This window comes from Kosakonia sp., assembly GCF_032104925.1.
GTDB lineage: Bacteria > Pseudomonadota > Gammaproteobacteria > Enterobacterales > Enterobacteriaceae > Kosakonia.
Map to the genome: position 1 here is coordinate 255,292 of NZ_DAMCGF010000002.1, position 20,353 is coordinate 275,644.

At 53.3% G+C, this 20,353-nt stretch carries 21 protein-coding genes; 13 read left to right on the plus strand and 8 right to left on the minus strand.

The window, feature by feature from the left end:
* Positions 1–103: 103 nt before the first annotated feature.
* On the minus strand, positions 104–967 hold the full coding sequence (yghU, locus tag RT644_RS04350) for a glutathione-dependent disulfide-bond oxidoreductase (RefSeq protein ID WP_020455244.1): 864 nt from the start codon (positions 965–967) through the stop codon (positions 104–106).
* Between the two features lie 66 nt (positions 968–1,033).
* Positions 1,034–1,591 (minus strand): thioredoxin domain-containing protein, encoded by a 558-nt coding sequence (locus RT644_RS04355; protein WP_313625908.1) that lies wholly within the window; start codon positions 1,589–1,591, stop codon positions 1,034–1,036.
* A 436-nt stretch (positions 1,592–2,027) separates the two neighbouring features.
* Between RT644_RS04355 and RT644_RS04360 the strand changes: the two genes are divergently transcribed.
* Positions 2,028–2,507, plus strand: a complete 480-nt coding sequence (locus tag RT644_RS04360) for a hypothetical protein (protein ID WP_233500414.1) — start codon at positions 2,028–2,030, stop codon at positions 2,505–2,507.
* Between the two features lie 284 nt (positions 2,508–2,791).
* Here RT644_RS04360 and RT644_RS04365 read toward each other — a convergent pair whose 3' ends face one another.
* Positions 2,792–4,981, minus strand: coding sequence for a TonB-dependent siderophore receptor (locus RT644_RS04365; protein WP_313625911.1), 2,190 nt, complete (start codon positions 4,979–4,981; stop codon positions 2,792–2,794).
* Between the two features lie 311 nt (positions 4,982–5,292).
* Complete coding sequence (locus RT644_RS04370; protein ID WP_020455240.1) at positions 5,293–5,520, minus strand: hypothetical protein; 228 nt, start codon at positions 5,518–5,520, stop codon at positions 5,293–5,295.
* A gap of 341 nt (positions 5,521–5,861) precedes the next feature.
* Between RT644_RS04370 and RT644_RS04375 the strand changes: the two genes are divergently transcribed.
* Genes RT644_RS04375 through RT644_RS04385 form a run of 3 tightly spaced genes read left to right on the plus strand, consistent with a single transcriptional unit; the run spans position 5,862 to position 9,510 of the window.
* Positions 5,862–6,878 (plus strand): iron ABC transporter substrate-binding protein, encoded by a 1,017-nt coding sequence (locus RT644_RS04375; protein WP_313625914.1) that lies wholly within the window; start codon positions 5,862–5,864, stop codon positions 6,876–6,878.
* A gap of 21 nt (positions 6,879–6,899) precedes the next feature.
* Positions 6,900–8,474, plus strand: a complete 1,575-nt coding sequence (locus RT644_RS04380; protein ID WP_170956323.1) for an ABC transporter permease — start codon at positions 6,900–6,902, stop codon at positions 8,472–8,474.
* A 1-nt stretch (position 8,475) separates the two neighbouring features.
* Positions 8,476–9,510, plus strand: coding sequence for an ABC transporter ATP-binding protein (locus RT644_RS04385; protein ID WP_313625917.1), 1,035 nt, complete (start codon positions 8,476–8,478; stop codon positions 9,508–9,510).
* Between the two features lie 73 nt (positions 9,511–9,583).
* On the opposite strand, the gene RT644_RS04390 is transcribed toward RT644_RS04385, so the two are convergent.
* The gene (locus RT644_RS04390; RefSeq protein WP_313625919.1) at positions 9,584–9,751 is read right to left on the minus strand and encodes a hypothetical protein; all 168 of its coding nucleotides are present in this window, start codon (positions 9,749–9,751) and stop codon (positions 9,584–9,586) included.
* Here RT644_RS04390 and RT644_RS04395 point away from each other — a divergent pair.
* Positions 9,750–11,333: a rhamnogalacturonan acetylesterase gene (locus RT644_RS04395; protein WP_313625921.1), complete on the plus strand. Its 1,584-nt coding sequence runs from the start codon at positions 9,750–9,752 to the stop codon at positions 11,331–11,333. The genes RT644_RS04390 and RT644_RS04395 overlap by 2 nt on opposite strands.
* 10 nt (positions 11,334–11,343) lie before the next feature.
* A complete protein-coding gene (locus tag RT644_RS04400; protein WP_313625923.1) occupies positions 11,344–12,432 on the plus strand; it encodes a pectinesterase family protein in 1,089 nt (362 codons plus the stop codon).
* A gap of 38 nt (positions 12,433–12,470) precedes the next feature.
* Here the strand turns inward: RT644_RS04400 and RT644_RS04405 are convergent, their stop codons facing one another.
* Entirely contained in the window at positions 12,471–13,058 is a 588-nt protein-coding gene (locus RT644_RS04405; protein WP_313625925.1) for a flavin reductase family protein, read from the minus strand.
* 210 nt (positions 13,059–13,268) lie between these two features.
* On the opposite strand from RT644_RS04405, the gene RT644_RS04410 reads away from it, so the two are divergent.
* The 3 genes from RT644_RS04410 to RT644_RS04420 are packed head-to-tail and all read left to right on the plus strand — an operon-like array spanning position 13,269 to position 14,330.
* Positions 13,269–13,601, plus strand: coding sequence for a DUF1971 domain-containing protein (locus RT644_RS04410; RefSeq protein ID WP_045512182.1), 333 nt, complete (start codon positions 13,269–13,271; stop codon positions 13,599–13,601).
* A 10-nt stretch (positions 13,602–13,611) separates the two neighbouring features.
* A complete protein-coding gene (locus tag RT644_RS04415) occupies positions 13,612–13,950 on the plus strand; it encodes a DUF1869 domain-containing protein (RefSeq protein WP_269231761.1) in 339 nt (112 codons plus the stop codon).
* A 23-nt stretch (positions 13,951–13,973) separates the two neighbouring features.
* On the plus strand, positions 13,974–14,330 hold the full coding sequence (locus tag RT644_RS04420) for a DUF1971 domain-containing protein (protein WP_313625928.1): 357 nt from the start codon (positions 13,974–13,976) through the stop codon (positions 14,328–14,330).
* A 31-nt stretch (positions 14,331–14,361) separates the two neighbouring features.
* Here the strand turns inward: RT644_RS04420 and RT644_RS04425 are convergent, their stop codons facing one another.
* Positions 14,362–15,234 (minus strand): LysR family transcriptional regulator, encoded by an 873-nt coding sequence (locus RT644_RS04425; RefSeq protein WP_313625930.1) that lies wholly within the window; start codon positions 15,232–15,234, stop codon positions 14,362–14,364.
* 107 nt (positions 15,235–15,341) lie between these two features.
* Here RT644_RS04425 and budA point away from each other — a divergent pair, with 107 nt between their 5' ends.
* The 4 genes from budA (at position 15,342) to RT644_RS04445 (ending at position 19,508) form a co-directional block, all read left to right on the plus strand.
* Positions 15,342–16,121: an acetolactate decarboxylase gene (gene budA, locus RT644_RS04430; RefSeq protein WP_045512191.1), complete on the plus strand. Its 780-nt coding sequence runs from the start codon at positions 15,342–15,344 to the stop codon at positions 16,119–16,121.
* 22 nt (positions 16,122–16,143) lie between these two features.
* Complete coding sequence (alsS, locus tag RT644_RS04435) at positions 16,144–17,823, plus strand: acetolactate synthase AlsS (RefSeq protein WP_020455227.1); 1,680 nt, start codon at positions 16,144–16,146, stop codon at positions 17,821–17,823.
* Between the two features lie 16 nt (positions 17,824–17,839).
* Positions 17,840–18,610 (plus strand): (S)-acetoin forming diacetyl reductase, encoded by a 771-nt coding sequence (locus RT644_RS04440; RefSeq protein ID WP_020455226.1) that lies wholly within the window; start codon positions 17,840–17,842, stop codon positions 18,608–18,610.
* Between the two features lie 130 nt (positions 18,611–18,740).
* Entirely contained in the window at positions 18,741–19,508 is a 768-nt protein-coding gene (locus RT644_RS04445) for a class I SAM-dependent methyltransferase (RefSeq protein WP_313625933.1), read from the plus strand.
* A 4-nt stretch (positions 19,509–19,512) separates the two neighbouring features.
* Here RT644_RS04445 and RT644_RS04450 read toward each other — a convergent pair whose 3' ends face one another.
* Entirely contained in the window at positions 19,513–20,205 is a 693-nt protein-coding gene (locus tag RT644_RS04450; protein ID WP_313625935.1) for a class I SAM-dependent methyltransferase, read from the minus strand.
* Between the last annotated feature and the right edge of the window lie 148 nt (positions 20,206–20,353).

Genomic DNA, 20,353 nt, shown 5'->3' on the forward strand with positions numbered 1-20,353 from the left:
TCTTACGAGTTATTTCTGTTATGTAAATATGGTGTGAAAAAAAGAGCAGAAGGTGTGGAGAAAGGCGGGAGAAACCGGGCGGAATGCCGCCCGGTGGGCAAGATCAGGCGTTGCGTTTATCTTCAGTTTGCGTGTCGAAATCGCTGGCGTCGTGGCGCTCGTGCAGTTGCTCACTCGGCTCGCCGAAGGTGCGGTTAACCATACGCCCACGTTTCACCGCCGGGCGCTCTGCAATCGCTTTCGCCCAGCGCTGGACGTTTTGGTAGCTGCCCGCGTCGAGGAATTCCGCCGCGTTATAGACATTGCCCAGCACCACGTTGCCGTACCACGGCCAGATGGCCATATCGGCGATGGTGTACTCATCCCCGGCTACAAATGTGTGCTGTGCCAGTTGCTTATCCAGCACGTCCAGTTGGCGTTTGGCTTCCATGGTAAAGCGGTTGATCGCGTACTCGATCTTCACCGGCGCATAGTTATAGAAGTGGCCAAAACCGCCGCCGAGGAAAGGTGCGGAACCTTGCAGCCAGAACAGCCAGTTCAGCGTTTCAGTGCGTTTTGCCGGATCTTTTGGCAGGAAGTGACCGAATTTTTCCGCCAGATAGAGCAGGATCGCGCCGGATTCGAACACCCGCGTCGGCGGTGTGGTGCTGTGGTCGCGCAGCGCCGGGATTTTGGAGTTCGGGTTAACCTCGACAAAACCGCTGGAGAATTGATCGCCTTCACCGATGCGAATCAACCACGCGTCGTACTCTGCGGCACTGACGCCTTTCGCCAGTAACTCTTCCAGCATGATGGTCACTTTCTGGCCGTTCGGCGTACCGAGCGAATAGAGCTGTAACGGGTGTTTGCCGACCGGCAATGTTTTGTCATGCGTTGGGCCAGAAACCGGGCGGTTGATATTGGCAAACGCGCCGCCGCCGGATTTATCCCACGTCCAGACTTTGGGGGGCTGATAGTTGTCTGACATTTTGGCCTGCCTTTTCGTTGATGTGTTGAAGAAGTTAAGCGCCTGCAAAGCAGTGTAGCAGTCGCCTCAGGCGAGAATACGCTGCGCCCAGACGTTGATATCGTCGCCGCTACCGAGGTCGGCCTGCACCAGCCCGTTGACCATAAAGGTTGGCGAAACATGAATGCCATTCTGGCGCGCGTATTTGCTGTGCCATTTGATCTCGGTTTGCAGTTCCGGGCGGGCAAAAGCCTCTGCCAGCTTCACCCCGCTGTACTGTTCGATGCGTTCAATAATTTGCTGGGGCGTGGCGTGCATATTCGGGCCGCTGCAGTGGTCGGTAAATTCAAACTCTTCGCGATGATCGGCAACCGCTTGCAACACTTTACGCGCGGCGTTTTTGCCGTCCGCAAGCGTCGATGCCGCGAGGATGCAGCGAACAATTACCCCGGAAAACAGGTGCCACGGCTGTGATTGCAGGCGGATTTTTACCGTGACGTTATCCTTGCCGACCTGTTGAAGCAGCGCGTCCAGTTTGTTAAACGCGCGTACAGAAAAAGGGCAAGTAGGTTCGATAAATACTTCGAACGTGCGTGGGCCATGACCCCAACTGAGCGGGGCGGCATGTAGCGGTTGTTGGCTCATTTTTCACTCCTGATATTTTATATTTTTTCGCGTTTCAAAGAGTAGCAGCATGCCGCAGGCAGGGGAAAGTCGCTTTGCCGCCGATGCGGTTAAGCAGTAAAGCGGTCGCGTTATTTTGCCGATGCGGGCGTTAAGACGTTGCGCGCTGACATGGACATTCGTTTGTTAAAATTTAGTGATAAAAATGGGCGGTGCTTCTGCTTTTAATTATATGCCCTGACTTAACGTATATTTTTTAATATCCAACTGATTTAAGTAAAATTATTGTTTTATTAAATATCGCGTGCTTATTTAATTTTTGTATGTAAATCATCCAGCTTCAGCGCTATTTGTTATTAATCTGTTTCTTTTGCCTGTCGATAATCGTTATGAGGATCTTTTTTTCGGCTCAGGCAGAGTCATTTGGCGGAATATCTGGTCATTGATAGCGGAGATAATGATGCAGGAGATTCAGGCGATTCAGGCAAGCCCGCACCTTGCCACAACAAAAGAAAACACAAACCATAAATCGGCGGCTCATACGGATAACGGCGCGGCAAATAGCGCTTCGCATGATGAGAGCACCAAAGTGACGCTCTCCAGCCGCGCAGAAAAGCACAAACACAGCAACGAGATAAAAGCCGAGCAGCAGGTTCAGGAAAAGAAAAAGGTGGAAAATCATGAAATTGATTATTCACTGGCGATGACCGGTATTCCGCAATTCGGCGGACGGCTGGTGACCATTGTTAAATATCCGGACGGCAGAACGGAAATGGTTGATGCGTTTTCGGGTAAAAAAGTAACGCAACAAGAGTTAGCCACCGCGCAGTTACAGAAAGAGAAACGCGTGGCTGAACAGCACAAACAGGACGCGAAAGCGGTCGTGCAGCAAGAGCAGATAACGGCGGGCGAATCTGAACCGACGGATATGCAATAAAGATCTCCCGTAAAACCTGTCTTATTTCAGGGGCATTAACGTTAGCGGTAGAAATCCGGTATCTATATCTGGACCTTATATTTAGCGGTTGTTGATTAAATATATCTTATATTACGCATTCGCTGACCGGAAAATAGAATAGCCTCAGTCATCTATTTGGCTTAAGGCAAAAATAGCACGATATATTTTCAGCAAAATAATGGCTGAGGATATCGGCTTGTTTGCGTTTTATTGGGCATGAATAAAACGCAATGTACCGCCTGAAATACAGGCGGCACATCTCATCAGAACAGAACGGAATAATTCAGGCCAAACGTACGGCCGCGGCCTTTATAGGTATATAAACCCGCTGCGCCGTAGGTTGGGCTGTATAAACCCGGTGCGCGTTGTCCCCACGCGGTGGTGTAATCTTCGTCCAGCAGGTTTTCAACGCTAAAGCTCAACTTACCGACGGGCAGAAGGTAGCTGCCGAGCAGGTCAACGGTGTTGTACCCGTCAATATGTTTCCCATCGGCGTCAGAAAGATCAAAGGTCTGCGTGCTTTGCAGGCGTAACGTCCAGTCGCCTGGCGCCCAGTTGACCCACGCGCTCATTTTCGACGGGCTGGCGCTATCCACGGTCAGTTTCTGCCACTTGCCATCGACGCGGGTTTGCGACTTGATGGCGTTAAAGTTTGCACCGGTGCTCCACTCGCTGTTGCTAAAGAAGTAATCGACCTGACCTTCCACACCGTAAATACGACGCTGATCATCTTCAATATTGATGGTCATGTCGCTTTTGTTGATGTTGATGGTTTTATCCGAAAGCGAGTAGTACGCGGCGATCTGCGTACGCAGGCTATCGCCGGTAAAGCGCCAGCCCAGCTCGTAGGCATTCACTTTAATGCCGTCCAGCTTCGAATCATTAACGTTGACGCTGTTAACCAGACGGTAGTGGCCATTTTCGAGCTTGTAGGTGCCGGAACCGTAATATTTCGCCAGGTCCGGGATTTCAAAGCCTTGCGAGAAGTTAAACCACACCTGCTGGCGTTCGCTCAGATGACCGAGGATGCCGGCGTTGAACAGCAGATTGTTGTAATCCGTTTTGCCGCCTGGCACCGCGTCTGCCGAGATCGCCTTGCCGGTGGCGATGGCTTGCTGCTGCGCGTAGCCCACAAAGTCGTCGACTCTGTTTTCCGTGTACTGGTAGCGCACGCCACCGCTCAGGGTGATGGCCGCAATGTCATAGCTGCTTTGCAGGAACGGCGCGAGGTTCGTGATGCTGTAGCCGGGATAGCGCCCGACGTTATAAGCGTTATCCAGTTTCATCCCACCGCTGGCGGCGGCGTTGCTGAGATTGAAAAATTGCTGGTTGGCATCGAACGTTTCATGTTCGGCGTCCACGCCCCAGGTCAATGTCAGATCTTCCAGCGGTTTGCTGTTGAGAGTGAGTTTGCCGCCGTAGAAATCGGTTTTTTGCTGCGATGCGCCAATGCTGGTCACCGAGCCGCCGGAAAGCGTCGGGAAGGGATAATAGGTCAGGCTTTCGTCACGGTAGTAAATCTGCGCCAGTAAATCCTGGCCCCAGAAATCGCTGTTGGCGTATTGCAGGTTAATTAAGTGGCGTTCGGTGCCGGGGATGCGGTCGGAATCTAGATTGCTTTTGTTGTAAGCGTTGCCGGAGCCGCGCACCGCCGAGAAGTTTTCGCCAAGGAAAAGGCCGTGCTTACCGTCAGACTGGCTTTTGTAATACTGCGTGGTGAGCTGTAACTGCTGATGATCGTCGATATTCAGCGTGCCGGTACCCATTACATCCAGGCGGTCTGAGTACTGCAAACCGGTTTGCGTGTTATCAATGATCACTTCATTGCCTTTGCCGTCGTACCAGCCGCCATAGCGCTGGTACGCCACCGAGAGGCGACCCGACGCGTTATCGTTACCGCCGCTGACCGCAGCCGCGATGTTCTCGTCGTGATCGTTATGGCTGTTAAAACCGCTTTTCGTGCCGGTCTGGAACTCAACCTCGGTTTCCGGCTGGCCTTTTTTGGTGACAATATTGATTAAACCGCCGGTACTGCCGCCGCCGTACAGCGATGTCGCGCCGGAGATAACTTCGATGCGCGCAATGTTAAACGGATCAATAGCATCGAGCTGGCGGCTATCGCTGCGGGACGAGTTCAGACGTACACCATCTACCATCACCATCATTGAACGGCCGCGCAAATTCATGCCGTAATTAGTGCGTCCCTGGCTGCTGACGTCCATCCCGGGAATTAACTGCGCCAGTACCTCTTTTAACTCTTTTCCACCCTGAACCTGCTGCTCAATTTCAGCCTGTTCAATGACCCAGGTGGTTTGCGCCATATCCGTAACGCTGTGGTTTGCGCGGCTGGCGGCAACCACCAGCGTCTCTTCTTTTTGACCTTCCGCCGAGGCGTGAGCGGAAAACATCATGAATAAACAAGGAGTTAATGCCCAAAGATAACGAGATTTCATTGTTATGGTGATCCTGATTTAACAGAAGTACGGCGGCGCTGATCCTCCCGGCCGCAAGCAATATCGCTATTTGTTGATAGCGATTATCAAGATGATATGAATTATCGTTACCATGTAAACGCTTTATGTAAAAAAATGTTGGAATAACCCGGTGATTTCCATGAGAATTTTAGGGTTTTTGACCGTGAATCTGAACAGACAAAGGGCGGGGAGGGCACCGGGTTCGATAACGATACCGCCCGGTATAATAAGGTTGCTGGTATTTATTGCTTGATGCGTTTACGGCAAGTGAAAAGGTATTTTAGCGCGGGTTAGCGCTTCGTTTTGTTATGCTTTTCTTTAAAATCCGCAATCGCCTGATTGATGTTATCTGTTTCGATGGCGTCCACTTTTTCGCCTTCGAAAAAGATTTCATAGTGGCCTGAAACATATTTAAAGGTAAATATCTTACCCTGATAACGCACGCGCTTTTCTTTTACAGACAATCCCCTGCTGCGCATAGCCACTTTTGCCATTGTATCTATCTTTTTATTTTTCATAATAATTTGTCTTACCTGTGCAGGTTGTTTTGCGATGTTTGGTATTAAACCCACTCAATCTGATGTTAATTTGTTATTCATGGAAAAGATAGCCACGGTTGTCTGATTCGCTGGATTGATAATATATGAAACATTTAACCTGATGTTAAGGTTGCCTTAATCTTCTGCGTATCTTGCAATTGTGAATTAGTGGATTAATTCATTTTTTAATTTTTGATGATATTTAATTTCAAACTCATTCTTCTGATAATAGTTTTGATTCTCATTTCATTTCCGCTACGATTAAAATCCAGCCCGGCTCGTATGTGCTGACTGTTACACATAATTTAAAAGGAATGATGATGAAGAACCGCTTTTTGCCGCTCTGTTCACTTGCACTGGTCATCTCTTCAGTTTTTGCTGCTCCCGCGGCGCTCGCCGCCGATAACGACGACGGTATCGTGGTCTATAACGCGCAGCACGAAAACCTGACAAAATCCTGGGTCGACGAATTCACCAAAGAAACCGGCATCAAAGTCACGTTGCGTAACGGCGGCGACACGGAGCTGGGTAATCAACTGGTGCAGGAAGGCAACGTTTCGCCAGCGGATGTGTTTCTGACGGAAAACTCCCCGGCGATGACGCTGGTCGACAACGCCGGGCTTTTTGCGCCGCTCAATGCGGATACGCTGAAACAAGTTCCGGCGCAGTTCCGCCCGGCGCATGGTCGCTGGATTGGTATTGCCGCGCGCAGCACCATTTTTGTCTATAACCCGACGAAACTTTCTGCTTCGCAGTTACCTGCATCGATCATGGATTTAGCCAAACCGGAATGGAAAGGCCGCTGGGCGGCGTCGCCTTCAGGCGCTGATTTCCAGGCCATTGTCAGCGCGATGCTGACCCTGAAGGGTGAAAAAGCCACGCTGGACTGGCTGAAAGCGATGAAAACTAACTTTGTGCCTTACAAAGGCAACAGCACGGTGATGAAAGCGGTCAATGCCGGACAAATCGACGGCGGCGTGATTTATCACTACTACTACTTTGTCGATCAGGCGAAAACCGGCGAGAACAGCAAAAACACCCAGCTTCACTACTTTAAACATCAGGATCCGGGCGCGTTCGTCAGCGTCTCTGGCGGCGGCGTTTTAGCGTCCAGCAAACACCAGAAACAGGCGCAGGCGTTTATCAAATGGATAACCGGCAAGCAGGGCCAGGAAATGCTGCGTACCAACAATGCGTTTGAATACGCAGTAGGCGAAGGTGCGGCATCTAACGAAAAACTGGTTCCGCTGGCGCAATTAGACGCACCGAAAGTGGAACCCTCTGCGCTTAACAGCAAAAAAGTCAGCGAGTTAATGACCGAAGCCGGTCTTTTGTAATCACGCAGGAAAGAGTGCCTGATGTCCAGTTTAAGTCTCCCGGCGGCTAGCAATGCGGCCAGCCATGCCGCCCGGCACCGCCCTTCGTGGGTGCTGGTGGTATTTGCCCTTTTTGTCGCGGCACTGGCCTTACTGCCCGTTGGTTTTGTCATCGGTGTCGGTATTGATACCGGCTGGGCGACGGTGCAGGCGCTCATTTTTCGCCCGCGTGTGGGTGAATTGCTCGTCAACACCTTCTGGCTCATTGCACTTGCTGTACCCGCCAGCGTCGCGCTTGGCACGTCGCTGGCGTGGCTCACCGAACGGACGTCGCTGCCCGGCCGGCGCATATGGGCCGTGCTGGCGGTTGCGCCACTGGCGATCCCGGCGTTTGTACAAAGCTATGCCTGGGTGAGCGTTTTGCCTGGGTTTAATGGATTACCCGCGGCGGTGTTTATCGCCGTGCTGGCCTATTTTCCGTTTATTTATATGCCGGTCGCGGCGGTGTTGCGCCGCCTCGATCCCAGCCTTGAGGATGTTGCGGCATCGCTTGGCACCCCGCCGTGGCGGATCTTTTTTCGCGTGATCTTACCCCAGCTCCGGCTGGCGCTTTGTGGCGGTGCGCTGCTGGTGGCGCTGCACTTACTGGCGGAATATGGCCTGTTTGTGATGATCCGCTTCGATACCTTCACCACCGCGATTTACGATCAGTTTCAGTCAACGTTCAGCGGCCCGGCCGCCAATATGCTCGCCGGTGTGCTGGCGCTCTGCTGCCTGGCGTTGCTGCTGCTGGAGACGGCGGCGCGCGGCAAAGCGCGCTATGCGCGGGTGGGCTCAGGGTCAGCGCGCAAGCAACAACGCCGCGCACTTGGGCGCTGGGGCTGTGGGCTGGGGTTATTGCTGGCGGCGTGCACGGTGGCGCTGTCGTTCGGTACGCCGATTGCTGTGCTCGGCCGCTGGTTGTGGCTCGGCGGGTTTGATAACTGGCACCGCGCGGATCTCTGGCTTTCACTGCGCCAGACTCTTTTTCTGGCCGTTTGCGGGGCGCTGATCACCACCGCGTTCGCCATTCCGACGGCGTGGCTCTCGGTGCGCCATCCGCGCCGCGTATTTCGCTTTCTCGAAGGCTGTAATTACATCACCAGCGCATTGCCCGGCATTGTGGTGGCGCTGGCGCTGGTTACCGTGACCATTCATTACGCGCGCCCGATTTACCAGACCGAAGTGACGCTGTTTCTCGCCTGGCTGTTGATGTTTATGCCCAGAGCATTAATCAACTTACGCGCCGGGATTGCGCAAGCGCCGGTCGAGCTTGAGCAGGTGGCGCAAAGCCTTGGTACCTCGCCTGGCAGAGCGCTGGTGAGTGTTACGCTGCGGCTGGCTGCACCGGGTGCTTCCACTGCGGCGGCATTAGTCTTTCTGGGTGTGAGCACGGAACTGACCGCCACGCTGCTGCTTTCCCCGCTTGGCACGCGCACGCTGGCGACAGGGTTCTGGGCGCTGACCAGCGAGATCGACTACGTGGCGGCGGCACCTTATGCGTTGCTGATGATTTTGATCTCCTTGCCGTTGACCGGCCTGCTGTATAAGCAATCACAAAAACTTTCGGGTCTTTAAGATGTTAGAACTGGCAACAATTTCGAAAAGCTTTGCCGCTGCGCGCGTGCTTGATGACGTGAATCTGGTGATTCCTGCGGGTAGCCGCACGGCGATTGTCGGCCCGTCCGGGTCGGGGAAAACCACGCTGCTGCGTTTGATCGCCGGGTTTGAAATGCCGGACAGCGGGCGTATCGAGTTGCAGGGAAAAACCTTGTTTGGCGACGGCCAGTTTGTCCCGGCTCACCAACGCAACATTGGCTTTGTGCCGCAAGAAGGCGCGCTGTTTCCGCACCTTCGCGTCGGAGAAAACATTGCCTGGGGGCTTAAAGGTTCGCGCCACGAGAAGCAACGCCGTGTCGACGAGTTAATGGCGATGGTGTCGCTGGACAGCAAGCTGGCGGCGCGCTGGCCGCATGAGATCTCCGGTGGTCAGCAGCAACGTGTGGCGCTGGCCAGAGCGCTGGCGCAGAAACCGGCGCTGATGTTGCTCGACGAACCGTTCTCGGCGCTGGACACTGGTCTGCGCGCCGCCACGCGTAAAGCCACGGCGGATTTGCTGACTGAAGCCGGCGTTGCATCCATTCTGGTTACTCACGATCAGAAAGAAGCACTCTCCTTCGCCAGCCAGATTGTGGTGATCCGCCACGGCCGCTTTGCGCAGGTGGGATCGCCGTTCGCGGTCTATTCGCAACCGGTTGATGAGGAGACGGCGCTGTTTTTGGGTGATGCGCTGATTTTATCTGCCGATGTGGCACAAGGGCGTGCGCACTGTCTGCTTGGCGATGTGGCGGTGGATAACCCGGCGCTTTCTGGCGCTCAGCGCATTATGTTGCGCCCGGAGCAGGTAAGTGTGGTGCCGTGCAATGAGCATCAAACCTACCCGCAGGCACAAATTATCGATATGGATTTTGCCGGATACCTTTCGTCATTGACGCTGCTGTTTTCGCAAACCGGCGAACGCCTGACATTACAAGCCATCACCCGCCCGGACTGGCGACCTGGCATGAAAGTGAATCTACAGGTTAACGGTAGCGCCCGCGTATTCCCCCGCTGAATGTAATGCCCGGTTAACGCCGGGTTTGTTTATCAATTGTCATATTCTTGAGACCGATCTCAAAACGATGTTTTCACATGTGTAAAACTTCGTTTCGTTTTGTATCGCCATAAAAATAAAAGCCTTTGTTGACCCGTAATGCCTGATGGCGTTCACTCTTGGCCACATTTTCCAGAAACAGAAACGCGCGATTACACCGGTGCAGCCTGCCGGGAGAACCTGTTTCAGGAGAATGATCCATGCAATACCCTCTGGGACTTAGTGTGCTGTTTTGTTGCCTGCCAGCGATGGCGAATGCGGCAACGATACTTGAAGGCGCGGTTTTCGCCGACGCGCCGCTGGCGGGCGCTCCGGTAACGGTGACCGACAGTTCAGGCAAGCGCCTTACCACCAAAACGCGCAGCGATGGACGCTATTCGCTAGCGGTTGATGCCCTCACACCACCGTTAACCCTTTCCGCCACCCAGAGCACGGGCGGCGCTGAGTCGTGTTTGCGAAGCGATGAACCGCGGGCGCGCTGCATGGCCTCGCTACGGATTACGCTGCAAAAAGAGCGCCGCAATACCGCTAATATCACCCCCTTTACCGACAGACTGGTCTCCGAAGTGGCCGGTCAGTTGGGCTATATCGGCCCACAGCAGTGGGTTGAGCGCGGTGATAACAGCAAGCTGAATGCCGGTTTGCTGGCCGGGCCGCTGGCTAACTTTCGGCATGGCATGGCCGATGCGTTGCGTTTATCTGGCCTGAATGCGCAAACCGCCGATCCGGTGCAGACCCCCATTCGCACCGGCAACGGTATGGCGCGGATTTTGTCGGTGATTAACCACAATCGTAACTATGACAACAACAGCGGCGAGGCGGGCGCGGCAGTGCTGACCGACAGCGCCTTTCGTCCGATTGTCGGTTTACAGAACAGCGGGCCGTGGGAACCGTTAGATTTGCCGCGTGCGCTACGCGACCGGCAGGCTATCAGTAGCGCGAAAACGCGTATTTTGCTGGTCAGTGACTCCACCGCCGCCACCTATGAAGTCGCCCGTTTACCGCGCATGGGCTGGGGGCAAGTTTTCCAGCACGCGTTTCGCGCCGACAGCGGCGTTGTGGTGCTTAACGGTGCGCGTTCCGGGCGCTCCAGCCGCGATTTCTACAACGAAGGCTGGTACCAGCAAATGGCGCGTGATTTGCGCCCTGGCGACTATGTTTTTATCGCCCATGGTCATAACGATCAAAACTGCGATGGCGATAAAGCGGTGCGCGGCGCGGCCGACGTGAAAAACCTCTGCACCTATCCCAATGATGCCAGCGGCAATCCGCAGTTTCCGCCGGGGGAACCATTGTTGTCGTTCCAGCACTCGCTGGAGCGCTATATCACGCTGGCGCGTGCAGCGGGCGCGACGCCGGTGCTGTTGACACCAACCACGCGGGTAAAAAACCGCGCCGGGAAAACGGCTTTTCAGCAGGGTGCCGACGATGTGGTGGTCAGCACTCATTACACGGTGAAAAAGCCGGGTTACCGCTTTGCCGGAAACTACATCGACACCATCAAACAGACCGCCCAACGCAACCACGTGCCGCTTATTGATCTGGAAAAAGCGACCATCGATTTCGCCAATGCGCACGCCAGCGACTGGATGGATTACTGGCTGGCTGTGGATGTGAACGACCCGCGCTACCCCTGGTATAAAACGCAAACTTCCGGGATTCGCAGCAATCCTGATACCACCCATTTCCAGCAACAAGGTGCAGAAGCTGTCGCATCGATGGTAGCTGATCTAATCCGGACCACACCTGAATTGACCTCGCTTGCTGACAAACTAAAACCCTAAGGAGAGACCGATGAAAACACTGCACTGTTCACTGCACTATTCCGCGCTGTTGCTGGCGTGTATCAGCGTTTCCGCTCAGGCGAGCGAGTGGAACGCCATTGTCTCCACTGCGCCGCAAGCCGGTGAGTTCGCCACCATCAGCCAGGCGCTGGCCGCCGCGCCTGACAGCGGTACGCCGTGGCGGATCCTGGTCAAAGAGGGGCGCTGGAACGAACGGCTGGTGATTGAAAAACCGGTCACGCTGGTGGGGCAATCCAGAGAGCAAACACAGATTGAAGCGAATACGCCCGCCGGTGCATTAGGCAGTGACGGGCAGAAGCTCGGCACCGGGCGTACCAGCACGGTGGAAGTGCGTGCCTCTGGCGTGACCATTGAAAACCTGACCATTCGCAATAGCTTTGATTTCCCGGCCAATGCCGCGCTGGCGGATGGTGATGCGAAGAAGCTGAAAGACACGCAGGCGGTGGCGCTGATGGTGTCGGAAAATGTCGATAAAGCGCGTTTCCGCCATGTCCGGCTCGAAGGTTACCAGGACACCTTTTACAGCAAGAGCGGAAGCCGCAGTTATTTCACCGATTGCGAAGTGAGCGGGCACGTTGACTTTATCTTTGGCCCCGGCATTGCGGTGTTTGACCGCTGCGAGATTATCGCCCGTAACCGCAATGATATTGCCCCGCCGTATGGCTATATCACCGCGCCCGCGACGCAGGCCGATGAGAAGTTTGGCTTGTTGATCATCAACAGCAAGCTCAGCAAAGAAGCGGGCGTTCCGGCGAAAAGTTTCGCGCTGGGTCGCCCGTGGCATCCGACAACACAATTCAGCGACGGGCGCTATGCCGATCCGAACGCCATTGGCCTGGCGGCATTTATCAACTGCGAAATCGACGACCATATTTACGGCTGGGATAAAATGTCCGGCAAAGATAAAGCCGGGGAGAAGATCTGGTTTTATCCGGAAGACAGCCGTTTTTATGAGTTTGATAACCGTGGTCCGGGCGCCGGACAGGGCGGTACAAAATACCAGTTAAGCAAGGCGGACGCCGCGCAATATAATCTGGCGGCGATTTTCAGCGGCTGGGATAACACGCTGCTGGAGTAAAGGATTATGCCCCCGTGAGCGGGGGCAATTTATGAAGATCAGTTGCCGTATTTCACGTTAAACCCGAGCGTATCGCCAACGGTAGTGTATTCACGGAAATTGAAAATCAGCGGTTTCCATTTGCCTGAATTAACAATGCCATTTTCATTTAACAGCGCGTTTTCAACCCATAAGTTCACGATATCCAGCTCAGCCAGCATAAAACGGCCTTTATCGCTGGTGGAAACTAAGCGGCATTCCGCCTGGATTGGGCACTCGGCAACGCGCGGCGGCGCGACATCGACAGAGGCTTCTGTGTGTAACCCGGCTTTGGTGAATTTATCGTGGCAAATTTCAACACCCCACTTGGTTTGGTTTTCCGACAGGCTATCGCCGCCGGTAAGTTTGCCGATTTGTTCTACTTTTTCCCAAAGCGTGTGATCGGGAATATTGATCACGGCGTCTGAATCGGCCAATAAATTATTGTAGGTTTTACCGCCTTTGCTGATGCCAATAATCAGTTTCTCACCCAAAGAAATAGAGGAGGATGCCGCTGAAATATTTGTGTTGCCATCTTTATCTTGCGTAGTGACTAAAAAAACGGGAAAGCCATAATAAAAAGAATTGAGTTTGGATTTGCTTTTCATTGCGCGTTGATTCCTGCTTATAAATAATTATCTGTCATTTTTCCCCCGTCATGGTGTATTTATCAATAACCCTTTCTGAGTAACAAAATTCAGCGGAAATAACCCCTAAAAAAAGTAGTCCACAAATTATAAAACAGGTATATCATATGCAACAAATGCTTTTCCCCCTCCCGGCAAACCTGCTTTGCTGAGACACAAAGAGGATGAAACATGCAACGAATTGCGATACCCGCGAACTATGTCCACACCCGTTCGACGCCGTTCTGGACCAAAGAAACCGCCCCGGCGTCCATCTGGAAACGCCATCTCGATGCCGGAACACGCCAGGGCGTCTACCCGCGTTTGAGTGTGCTGCAAGGGGCGATCCGCTATTACGGTTACGCCGATGAAACCAGCCCACAACCGGTAGAGACATTAACGATTAATGCCGGTGAATTTGGCGTTTTCCCGCCGGAAAAATGGCACAACATTGAAGCATTAAGCGACGATACGATATTTAGCGTCGATTTCTATGTTGACCCGAAAATTTTGATTGAAGGCTGAGGTAATTCTGATGACGACTGAAAACAAAGGTTATTCTTTAGCAGTTTCTAACCGTGCTAACAATGAGACGCAGGAAAAGGTCTATCTCAAGCCAATGTCGTTATATGTTCCTGATGTTGCTGTACAGGCGGTTGCGGAACTGATTGCGGGTCTTACTGACGCTAAAGAAAGTTCCAGTGAAATTATCCTGACGGTGACTAACAATAATAACGGGGTTTCAGTGGATAAAGAGTTTTCCTCGCTTAATGAGCTGAAAGATCCGCTTAATGCCGCAGACGCGGTGAAAGAGTTGATTAATATCGTTCGCGGCTATGAATCGGACGAAGAAACTAACGTGTGCGGCTGGTAATCGAAGCGGCCTCAGGAGGTATTATGGCGCATCAAATTCCTGTTCATTTCCGTCATACCCGCTCAACGCCTTTCTGGACGAAAGAGACGGTTCCACAGGCGCTGCTCACCCATCACAACACCAAAAAAGGGGTCTATGGCCGTTTGTCGGTGATGCAGGGGGCCGTGAAATATTTTGGTTTTGCCAGTGAGCATGACACCACGCCGGAAGTGGAATTGGTGATTGAAGCCGGGCATTTTGGCATTAGCCCGCCGCAATACTGGCACCATATTGAACTGTTAACCGATGACACCTACTTCAATATCGATTTCTTTGCCGATCCCAACGAAGCGCTGGAAGGGAAGGGGATTGGCCAGGTTGTGAATACCCATCGCAGCTAAACAATTCACGCCTGCTTTGCGGCGGGCGTTTTTAAAAGTTCTCAATAAAACGTTTTACAGCAGGCGATCGCTCGAACTTGCGCCACGCCAGCGCCACATCCGTTTTTAATGTCTGTTCCGCCATCCGGTGAAATGTCACTTGCGGGTGGCTGAAACAGGCCATGGATTGCGGAACGATGGCGAAACCGAAACCCGCGGCCACCATGCTCAGCGAAGAGGAGAACTGCGACGCTTGTTGCTGATTTTCCATATCAATACCCGCACGCAGACAGGCGTTGTACACCAGTTCATACAGACCCGGTGCGACCTGCTGAGGGAAGATAATACACGGTGTTTGCTGCAATTCGTTAAGCGAGATATCTGCTTTCGTGGCAAGCGGATGCGAACGGTGTAACGCCAGCACCATCGGCTCTTCATCGATCAATTTCAGGTTGAACATTTTGCTGTTTTCGCACGGCAGGCGCACAAAGGCGACATCAATCAGCCCCTCTTCCAGCTCCTGCATCAGCGTCGCCATATTGTCCTCTTTTTGATACAGCGCCACCTGCGGATAGCTTTGCTGAAACTGGCGAAGCGCGGAAAAAATCTGCGTGTGAAACGCATTGGAGCTGGTCACGCCAAGGTACAATTTTCCATTAATTCCCCGCGCAATTCCTTTCGCTTTTTCCATTGCCGCATCGCTCAACGCGATGATTTGGCAGGCATCTTCATAAAACGCTTCACCCGCTTCGGTGAGCTCAACGCTGCGAGTTTGCCGGTAAAAAAGCGGTGTGCCCACTTCCTGCTCAAGACGACGAATTTGCTGACTTAATGGCGGTTGCGACATGCCCAGCATTTCTGCGGCACGGGTGAAATGTTGCGTCTGCGCAACGGCAACAAAATAGCGTAGATAACGGAGTTCCATATTAAAAACATCTCAAACCCTGATGCTTTGTATATTGGAATCTATCGCTGAATCGCGTCAATAATTAATCAGCTTTTCTAAACGACTGCTCAGCGAGGTAAAGGATAATGAGTCATCTAACCGGTTGTTCTTGCGAGGAAAGTCTACGGGAAACATTTCGTGCCTTTTCAGAAACTCGCCCAGAATGTGTGATATATCAAACATCACTAATGAGTGCGCTATTAAGCGGTGTTTACGAAGGAAATACCACGATTGAGGATTTACTTAATCACGGTGATTTTGGTCTTGGCACTTTTAACGAGCTGGATGGCGAATTAATTGCGTTCAACAGTGAGGTTTACCAGTTGCGTGCTGATGGCAGTGCCCGTGAGGCTAGCCCACAGCAAAAAACGCCGTTCGCGGTAATGACCTGGTTTAAACCGCAGCATCGCGTTGAGCTCGACAAACCAGCCAGCCGCCAGCAACTGCACGACATCATCGATAAAGCGATCCCCTCCGATAACATTTTCTGCGCGCTGCGTATTGATGGCCATTTTCGCCATGCACACACCCGCACCGTTCCACGCCAGACGCCGCCTTATCGCGCTATGACCGATGTGCTTGATGATCAACCGGTGTTCCGTTTTAACGGGCGCGATGGCGTGCTGGTTGGGTTCCGCACACCCCAGCATATGCAGGGCATTAATGTGGCCGGCTATCACGAGCACTTTATTACGGACGATCGTCACGGCGGCGGACACCTGCTGGATTACCAGCTTGAAAGCGGCACGCTGACATTTGGAGAAATCCACCATTTGATGATCGACCTGCCTGCAGACGCGGCGTTTCTTCGCGCGAATTTACACCCGGATAATCTGGATGCTGCCATCCGTTCGGTTGAGAGCTGAGAGCCATTTAAAGGAGTAAATGATGAACAAAGAAAACCGTAAACATCAATGGTCGCACGGTGCGGATATGGTGGTGGCACAACTGGAAGCGCAGGGAGTGAAACATGTGTTTGGCATTCCTGGTGCCAAAATTGACAAAGTGTTTGATTCGCTTCTTGATTCAACCATTCAAACTATTCCGGTGCGCCACGAAGCGAACGCGGCATTTATGGCGGCAGCGGTCGGGCGTATCACCGGTAAAGCTGGCGTCGCGCTGGTCACTTCCGGCCCCGGCTGTTCCAATTTGATTACCGGTATGGCGACCGCCAACAGCGAAGGCGACCCGGTGGTGGCGCTGGGCGGCGCGGTGAAACGCGCGGATAAAGCCAAGCTGGTGCACCAGAGCATGGACACGGTGGCGATGTTTAACCCCGTCACTAAATATGCGGTAGAGATAACCTCCTCCGACGCGATTGCCGAAGTGGTCTCCAATGCATTTCGCGCCGCCGAGCAGGGGCGGCCGGGCAGCGCGTTTGTCAGCCTGCCGCAAGATATTGCCGACCAACCGGCGAGCGGCACTATCTTACCCGCCAGCGGTGTGCCGCAGTTAGGTGCCGCGCCGGATGCGGCGATTGACGAGGTGGCGAAACTTATCGCGCAGGCGCAAAACCCGGTGTTTTTGCTCGGGTTGATGGCAAGCCGTGAAGAGAATATTTCGGCGCTGCATCAGTTGCTGGAAAAAAGCCATATTCCGGTTACCAGCACGTATCAGGCGGCAGGCGCGGTTAATCAGCAACATTTCACCCGCTTTGCCGGACGTGTGGGGTTATTTAATAACCAGGCCGGGGATCGGCTGCTGCACCTGGCGGATCTGATTATCTGTATTGGTTACAGCCCGGTGGAATATGAGCCATCAATGTGGAACACCGGTGACGCGAAACTGGTTCATATCGATGTGCTTCCTGCTTATGAAGAACGCAATTACGTGCCGGATTGCGAACTGGTTGGCGACATTGCCAGCACGCTCGACAAACTGGCCGCGAAAATCGAAAAACCGCTGATCCTCACGCCGCGCGCCTCAGAGATCCTGATTGAGCGCCGCAACCAGCGGGAACTGCTCAGCCGTAAGGGCGCACAGCTCTGCCAGTTCGCTATTCACCCGCTGCGTATTGTGCGGGCGATGCAGGATATCGTGAATAACGATGTCACGCTGACCGTCGATATGGGCAGTTTCCATATCTGGATTGCGCGCTATCTCTATAGCTTCCGCGCCCGTCAGGTGATGATTTCCAACGGTCAGCAAACCATGGGCGTTGCGCTGCCATGGGCGATTGGCGCCTGGCTGGTCAACCCGGGCCGCAAAGTGGTGTCGGTTTCCGGCGATGGTGGCTTTTTACAATCGAGCATGGAGCTGGAAACCGCTGTGCGCCTCGGGGCGAATGTGCTGCATATCATCTGGGTCGATAACGCCTACAACATGGTGGCCATTCAGGAAGAGAAAAAATACCAGCGCCTTTCTGGCGTTAATTTTGGCCCGGTCGATTTTAAAGCCTATGCCGAAGCGTTTGGCGCTAAAGGGTTCGCTGTCGAAAGCACGGCAGAACTGGAACCCACGCTGCGTGCGGCAATGGATACGGACGGCCCGGCGGTGGTCGCCATCCCGGTAGATTACAGCGATAACCCTCTGCTGATGGGCCAGCTCAATCTTAGCCAGATTCTTTGAAAACCAAGGAGATATGATGAAAAAAGTTGCATTTGTGACCGGAGCGGGTCAGGGAATTGGTAAAGCCATTGCGTTGCGTCTGGCGAAAGATGGCTTTGCCGTCGCTGTTGCCGATTACAACGCCGCAACGGCAAAAGCGGTGGCTGACGAAATTAATAGCAGCAATGGCAGCGCGATTGCGGTGACGGTGGATGTCTCTGACCGCGACAAAGTGTTTGCGGCGGTAGAGGAGGCCAGAACCAAACTGAACGGGTTTGACGTGATTGTGAATAACGCCGGTGTTGCGCCTTCGACACCGATTGAGTCCATCACGCCAGAAGTGGTGGATAAGGTTTATAACATCAACGTAAAAGGCGTGATTTGGGGTATCCAGGCAGCGGTAAAAGCCTTCAAAGCGGAAAAACACGGCGGCAAAATTATCAACGCCTGTTCACAAGCCGGGCATGTCGGCAACCCGGAACTGGCCGTGTACAGTTCCAGCAAGTTCGCCGTACGGGGGCTCACGCAAACCGCCGCGCGGGATCTCGCGCCGCTTGGCATTACCGTTAATGGCTACTGCCCGGGCATCGTGAAAACACCGATGTGGGCGGAGATTGACCGCCAGGTCTCGGAAGCGGCCGGTAAACCGTTGGGGTATGGCACGGAGGAGTTTGCCAAACGCATTACGCTTGGGCGTCTTTCGGAACCAGAAGACGTTGCCGCCTGCGTCTCGTATCTCGCCGGGCCGGATTCCGACTATATGACCGGTCAATCCTTGCTGATCGATGGCGGTATGGTCTTTAACTAATTTTTATGGCTCGGACACAGCCTTGCCCTTGCGAAAACGCAGGGGCTTTTTTGTTGATGAAAGTCATTCTCATCTCCACACTGTTGTGATAAGTTGCGTGCGAAATGCATGTTATGGTGAGGAGAGTCCGATGGCCGACAGTGATAAAGCAGGGCATACCTTTTTGGCGAGCCTCGGGAAAACGCGTTTGCGCCCCGGCGGGGTGGAAGCAACCGAATGGTTGTTTAGCCAGGTACCGCTAAATGAGCAGAGCCGGGTGCTGGAAGTCGCCTGCAATATGGGCACCACCTCGATTGAACTGGTGCAGCGTTTTGGCTGCATGGTCGACGCCATCGACATGGATAAAAACGCGCTCGCACAGGCGCGGCAAAATGTGATTTCTGCCGGTCTCGACAACTATATACATCTTAGCGAAGCCAATGCGAATAAGCTGCCGTTCGACGATAACACCTTTGATGTGGTGATTAACGAAGCAATGCTGACCATGTATGTGGACAAAGCGAAAGCAAAACTCATCAGCGAATATTATCGCGTGCTGAAACCCGGCGGCCGTTTATTGACGCACGACATTATGTTTATGCGCAGCGGGCTGGCGACAGATAACCAGTCACAACTGGAGCAGGTAGTGAAATCGAATGTCAGCCCGCTGACAGAAGCGGCATGGAAAACATTGTTTATCGACAATGGCTTTGCCGCGGTAGATACGCGCCACGGGGCAATGTCGTTGATGTCGCCCGTTGGGCTGATCCGTGATGAAGGTTTCGCGCGTGCGCTGCGCATAGTTTTTAATGGCTTACGGACACGTGATAACCGGATGCGTTTTCTCGGCATGTTCCGCTTTTTCCGCGCAAATCGCTGCCAGTTAAACTACATTGCCTGCTGTTCGCGCAAGGCGTAACACCTCAGCTTTTGCGCGCCGTCCAGCCATGGATCAGCAGCGACTGGAAAAAGCGCTGTGGCGGGGTAAAACCAGCCTGTTCAATCAGTGCTTCCGTGGTTTCTGCGGGCAACAGCAGCAGGCGCTGCGACAGTTGCGCTTTGATTTCCGCCATATCGCGCGGTGCCTGGCTGGCGGTTTCGTGCATGGTTGTCCACACTTCGAGCTGTTCATCAAACGCCGGGCTGTGCATGTCTCCGGCGATTTCCGCCGTGATCACACGTCCACCATGTTTTAACTGGCTCGCCATTTGTGAATAGATGCCATCGCGCTGCGGATGTTGAATAAAGTGAGTCACCAGCAGACAGAGTACCGCATCATAATCGCCGCTGGCGGGAAGCTCATTAAGATAACCTTCATGCAACGCACAGCGGTCGGCAATGCCCGCCTGGTCGAGCTTTTGCTGGCAGACTGCGAGCATATCCGGCGAGGGATCAATGCCGGTAAAGCGCCATTGTGGATGGTGCTGTGCAAGGCGGATGATTTCGCTGCCGGTGCCGACACCAACACAGAGAATTCGCGCTTGATGCGGCATTTTTTTCAGCAACAAAGAGATAAGCAGGTGCAGATTATTGGCAATTTCGCCCAGCCGCTCGTTGTAAGCATCGTACTGGCGCGAGAATTCGCTGTTAAAAATGTCGTTCGTATTCTGCGCCACGTTATCTCCGGGATAGCTGTCAATCATGTAACTTAAAATATTACATGAAATGGGATGGCGCAAGCCAAATGCGTTTTTCGGCAAACCAGTGCAAAAATGATCGTTTTGGTTATGGCGCGCTTTGCGTTTAACTGAGCACGTCAACCTT

Excerpts from the sequence above, each read along its gene's own strand:
- RT644_RS04365 (WP_313625911.1), bottom strand. The coding sequence starts at position 4,981 with ATGAAATCTCGTTATCTTTGGGCATTAACTCCTTGTTTATTCATGATG.
- RT644_RS04400 (WP_313625923.1), top strand. The coding sequence starts at position 11,344 with ATGAAAACACTGCACTGTTCACTGCACTATTCCGCGCTGTTGCTGGCG.
- RT644_RS04355 (WP_313625908.1), bottom strand. The coding sequence starts at position 1,591 with ATGAGCCAACAACCGCTACATGCCGCCCCGCTCAGTTGGGGTCATGGC.
- RT644_RS04395 (WP_313625921.1), top strand. The coding sequence starts at position 9,750 with ATGCAATACCCTCTGGGACTTAGTGTGCTGTTTTGTTGCCTGCCAGCG.
- RT644_RS04385 (WP_313625917.1), top strand. The coding sequence starts at position 8,476 with ATGTTAGAACTGGCAACAATTTCGAAAAGCTTTGCCGCTGCGCGCGTG.
- RT644_RS04410 (WP_045512182.1), top strand. The coding sequence starts at position 13,269 with ATGCAACGAATTGCGATACCCGCGAACTATGTCCACACCCGTTCGACG.
- alsS (WP_020455227.1), top strand. The coding sequence starts at position 16,144 with ATGAACAAAGAAAACCGTAAACATCAATGGTCGCACGGTGCGGATATG.
- RT644_RS04370 (WP_020455240.1), bottom strand. The coding sequence starts at position 5,520 with ATGAAAAATAAAAAGATAGATACAATGGCAAAAGTGGCTATGCGCAGC.
- RT644_RS04420 (WP_313625928.1), top strand. The coding sequence starts at position 13,974 with ATGGCGCATCAAATTCCTGTTCATTTCCGTCATACCCGCTCAACGCCT.
- RT644_RS04425 (WP_313625930.1), bottom strand. The coding sequence starts at position 15,234 with ATGGAACTCCGTTATCTACGCTATTTTGTTGCCGTTGCGCAGACGCAA.
- RT644_RS04440 (WP_020455226.1), top strand. The coding sequence starts at position 17,840 with ATGAAAAAAGTTGCATTTGTGACCGGAGCGGGTCAGGGAATTGGTAAA.
- budA (WP_045512191.1), top strand. The coding sequence starts at position 15,342 with ATGAGTCATCTAACCGGTTGTTCTTGCGAGGAAAGTCTACGGGAAACA.
- RT644_RS04360 (WP_233500414.1), top strand. The coding sequence starts at position 2,028 with ATGATGCAGGAGATTCAGGCGATTCAGGCAAGCCCGCACCTTGCCACA.
- yghU (WP_020455244.1), bottom strand. The coding sequence starts at position 967 with ATGTCAGACAACTATCAGCCCCCCAAAGTCTGGACGTGGGATAAATCC.
- RT644_RS04375 (WP_313625914.1), top strand. The coding sequence starts at position 5,862 with ATGAAGAACCGCTTTTTGCCGCTCTGTTCACTTGCACTGGTCATCTCT.
- RT644_RS04390 (WP_313625919.1), bottom strand. The coding sequence starts at position 9,751 with ATGGATCATTCTCCTGAAACAGGTTCTCCCGGCAGGCTGCACCGGTGT.
- RT644_RS04405 (WP_313625925.1), bottom strand. The coding sequence starts at position 13,058 with ATGAAAAGCAAATCCAAACTCAATTCTTTTTATTATGGCTTTCCCGTT.
- RT644_RS04415 (WP_269231761.1), top strand. The coding sequence starts at position 13,612 with ATGACGACTGAAAACAAAGGTTATTCTTTAGCAGTTTCTAACCGTGCT.
- RT644_RS04445 (WP_313625933.1), top strand. The coding sequence starts at position 18,741 with ATGGCCGACAGTGATAAAGCAGGGCATACCTTTTTGGCGAGCCTCGGG.
- RT644_RS04380 (WP_170956323.1), top strand. The coding sequence starts at position 6,900 with ATGTCCAGTTTAAGTCTCCCGGCGGCTAGCAATGCGGCCAGCCATGCC.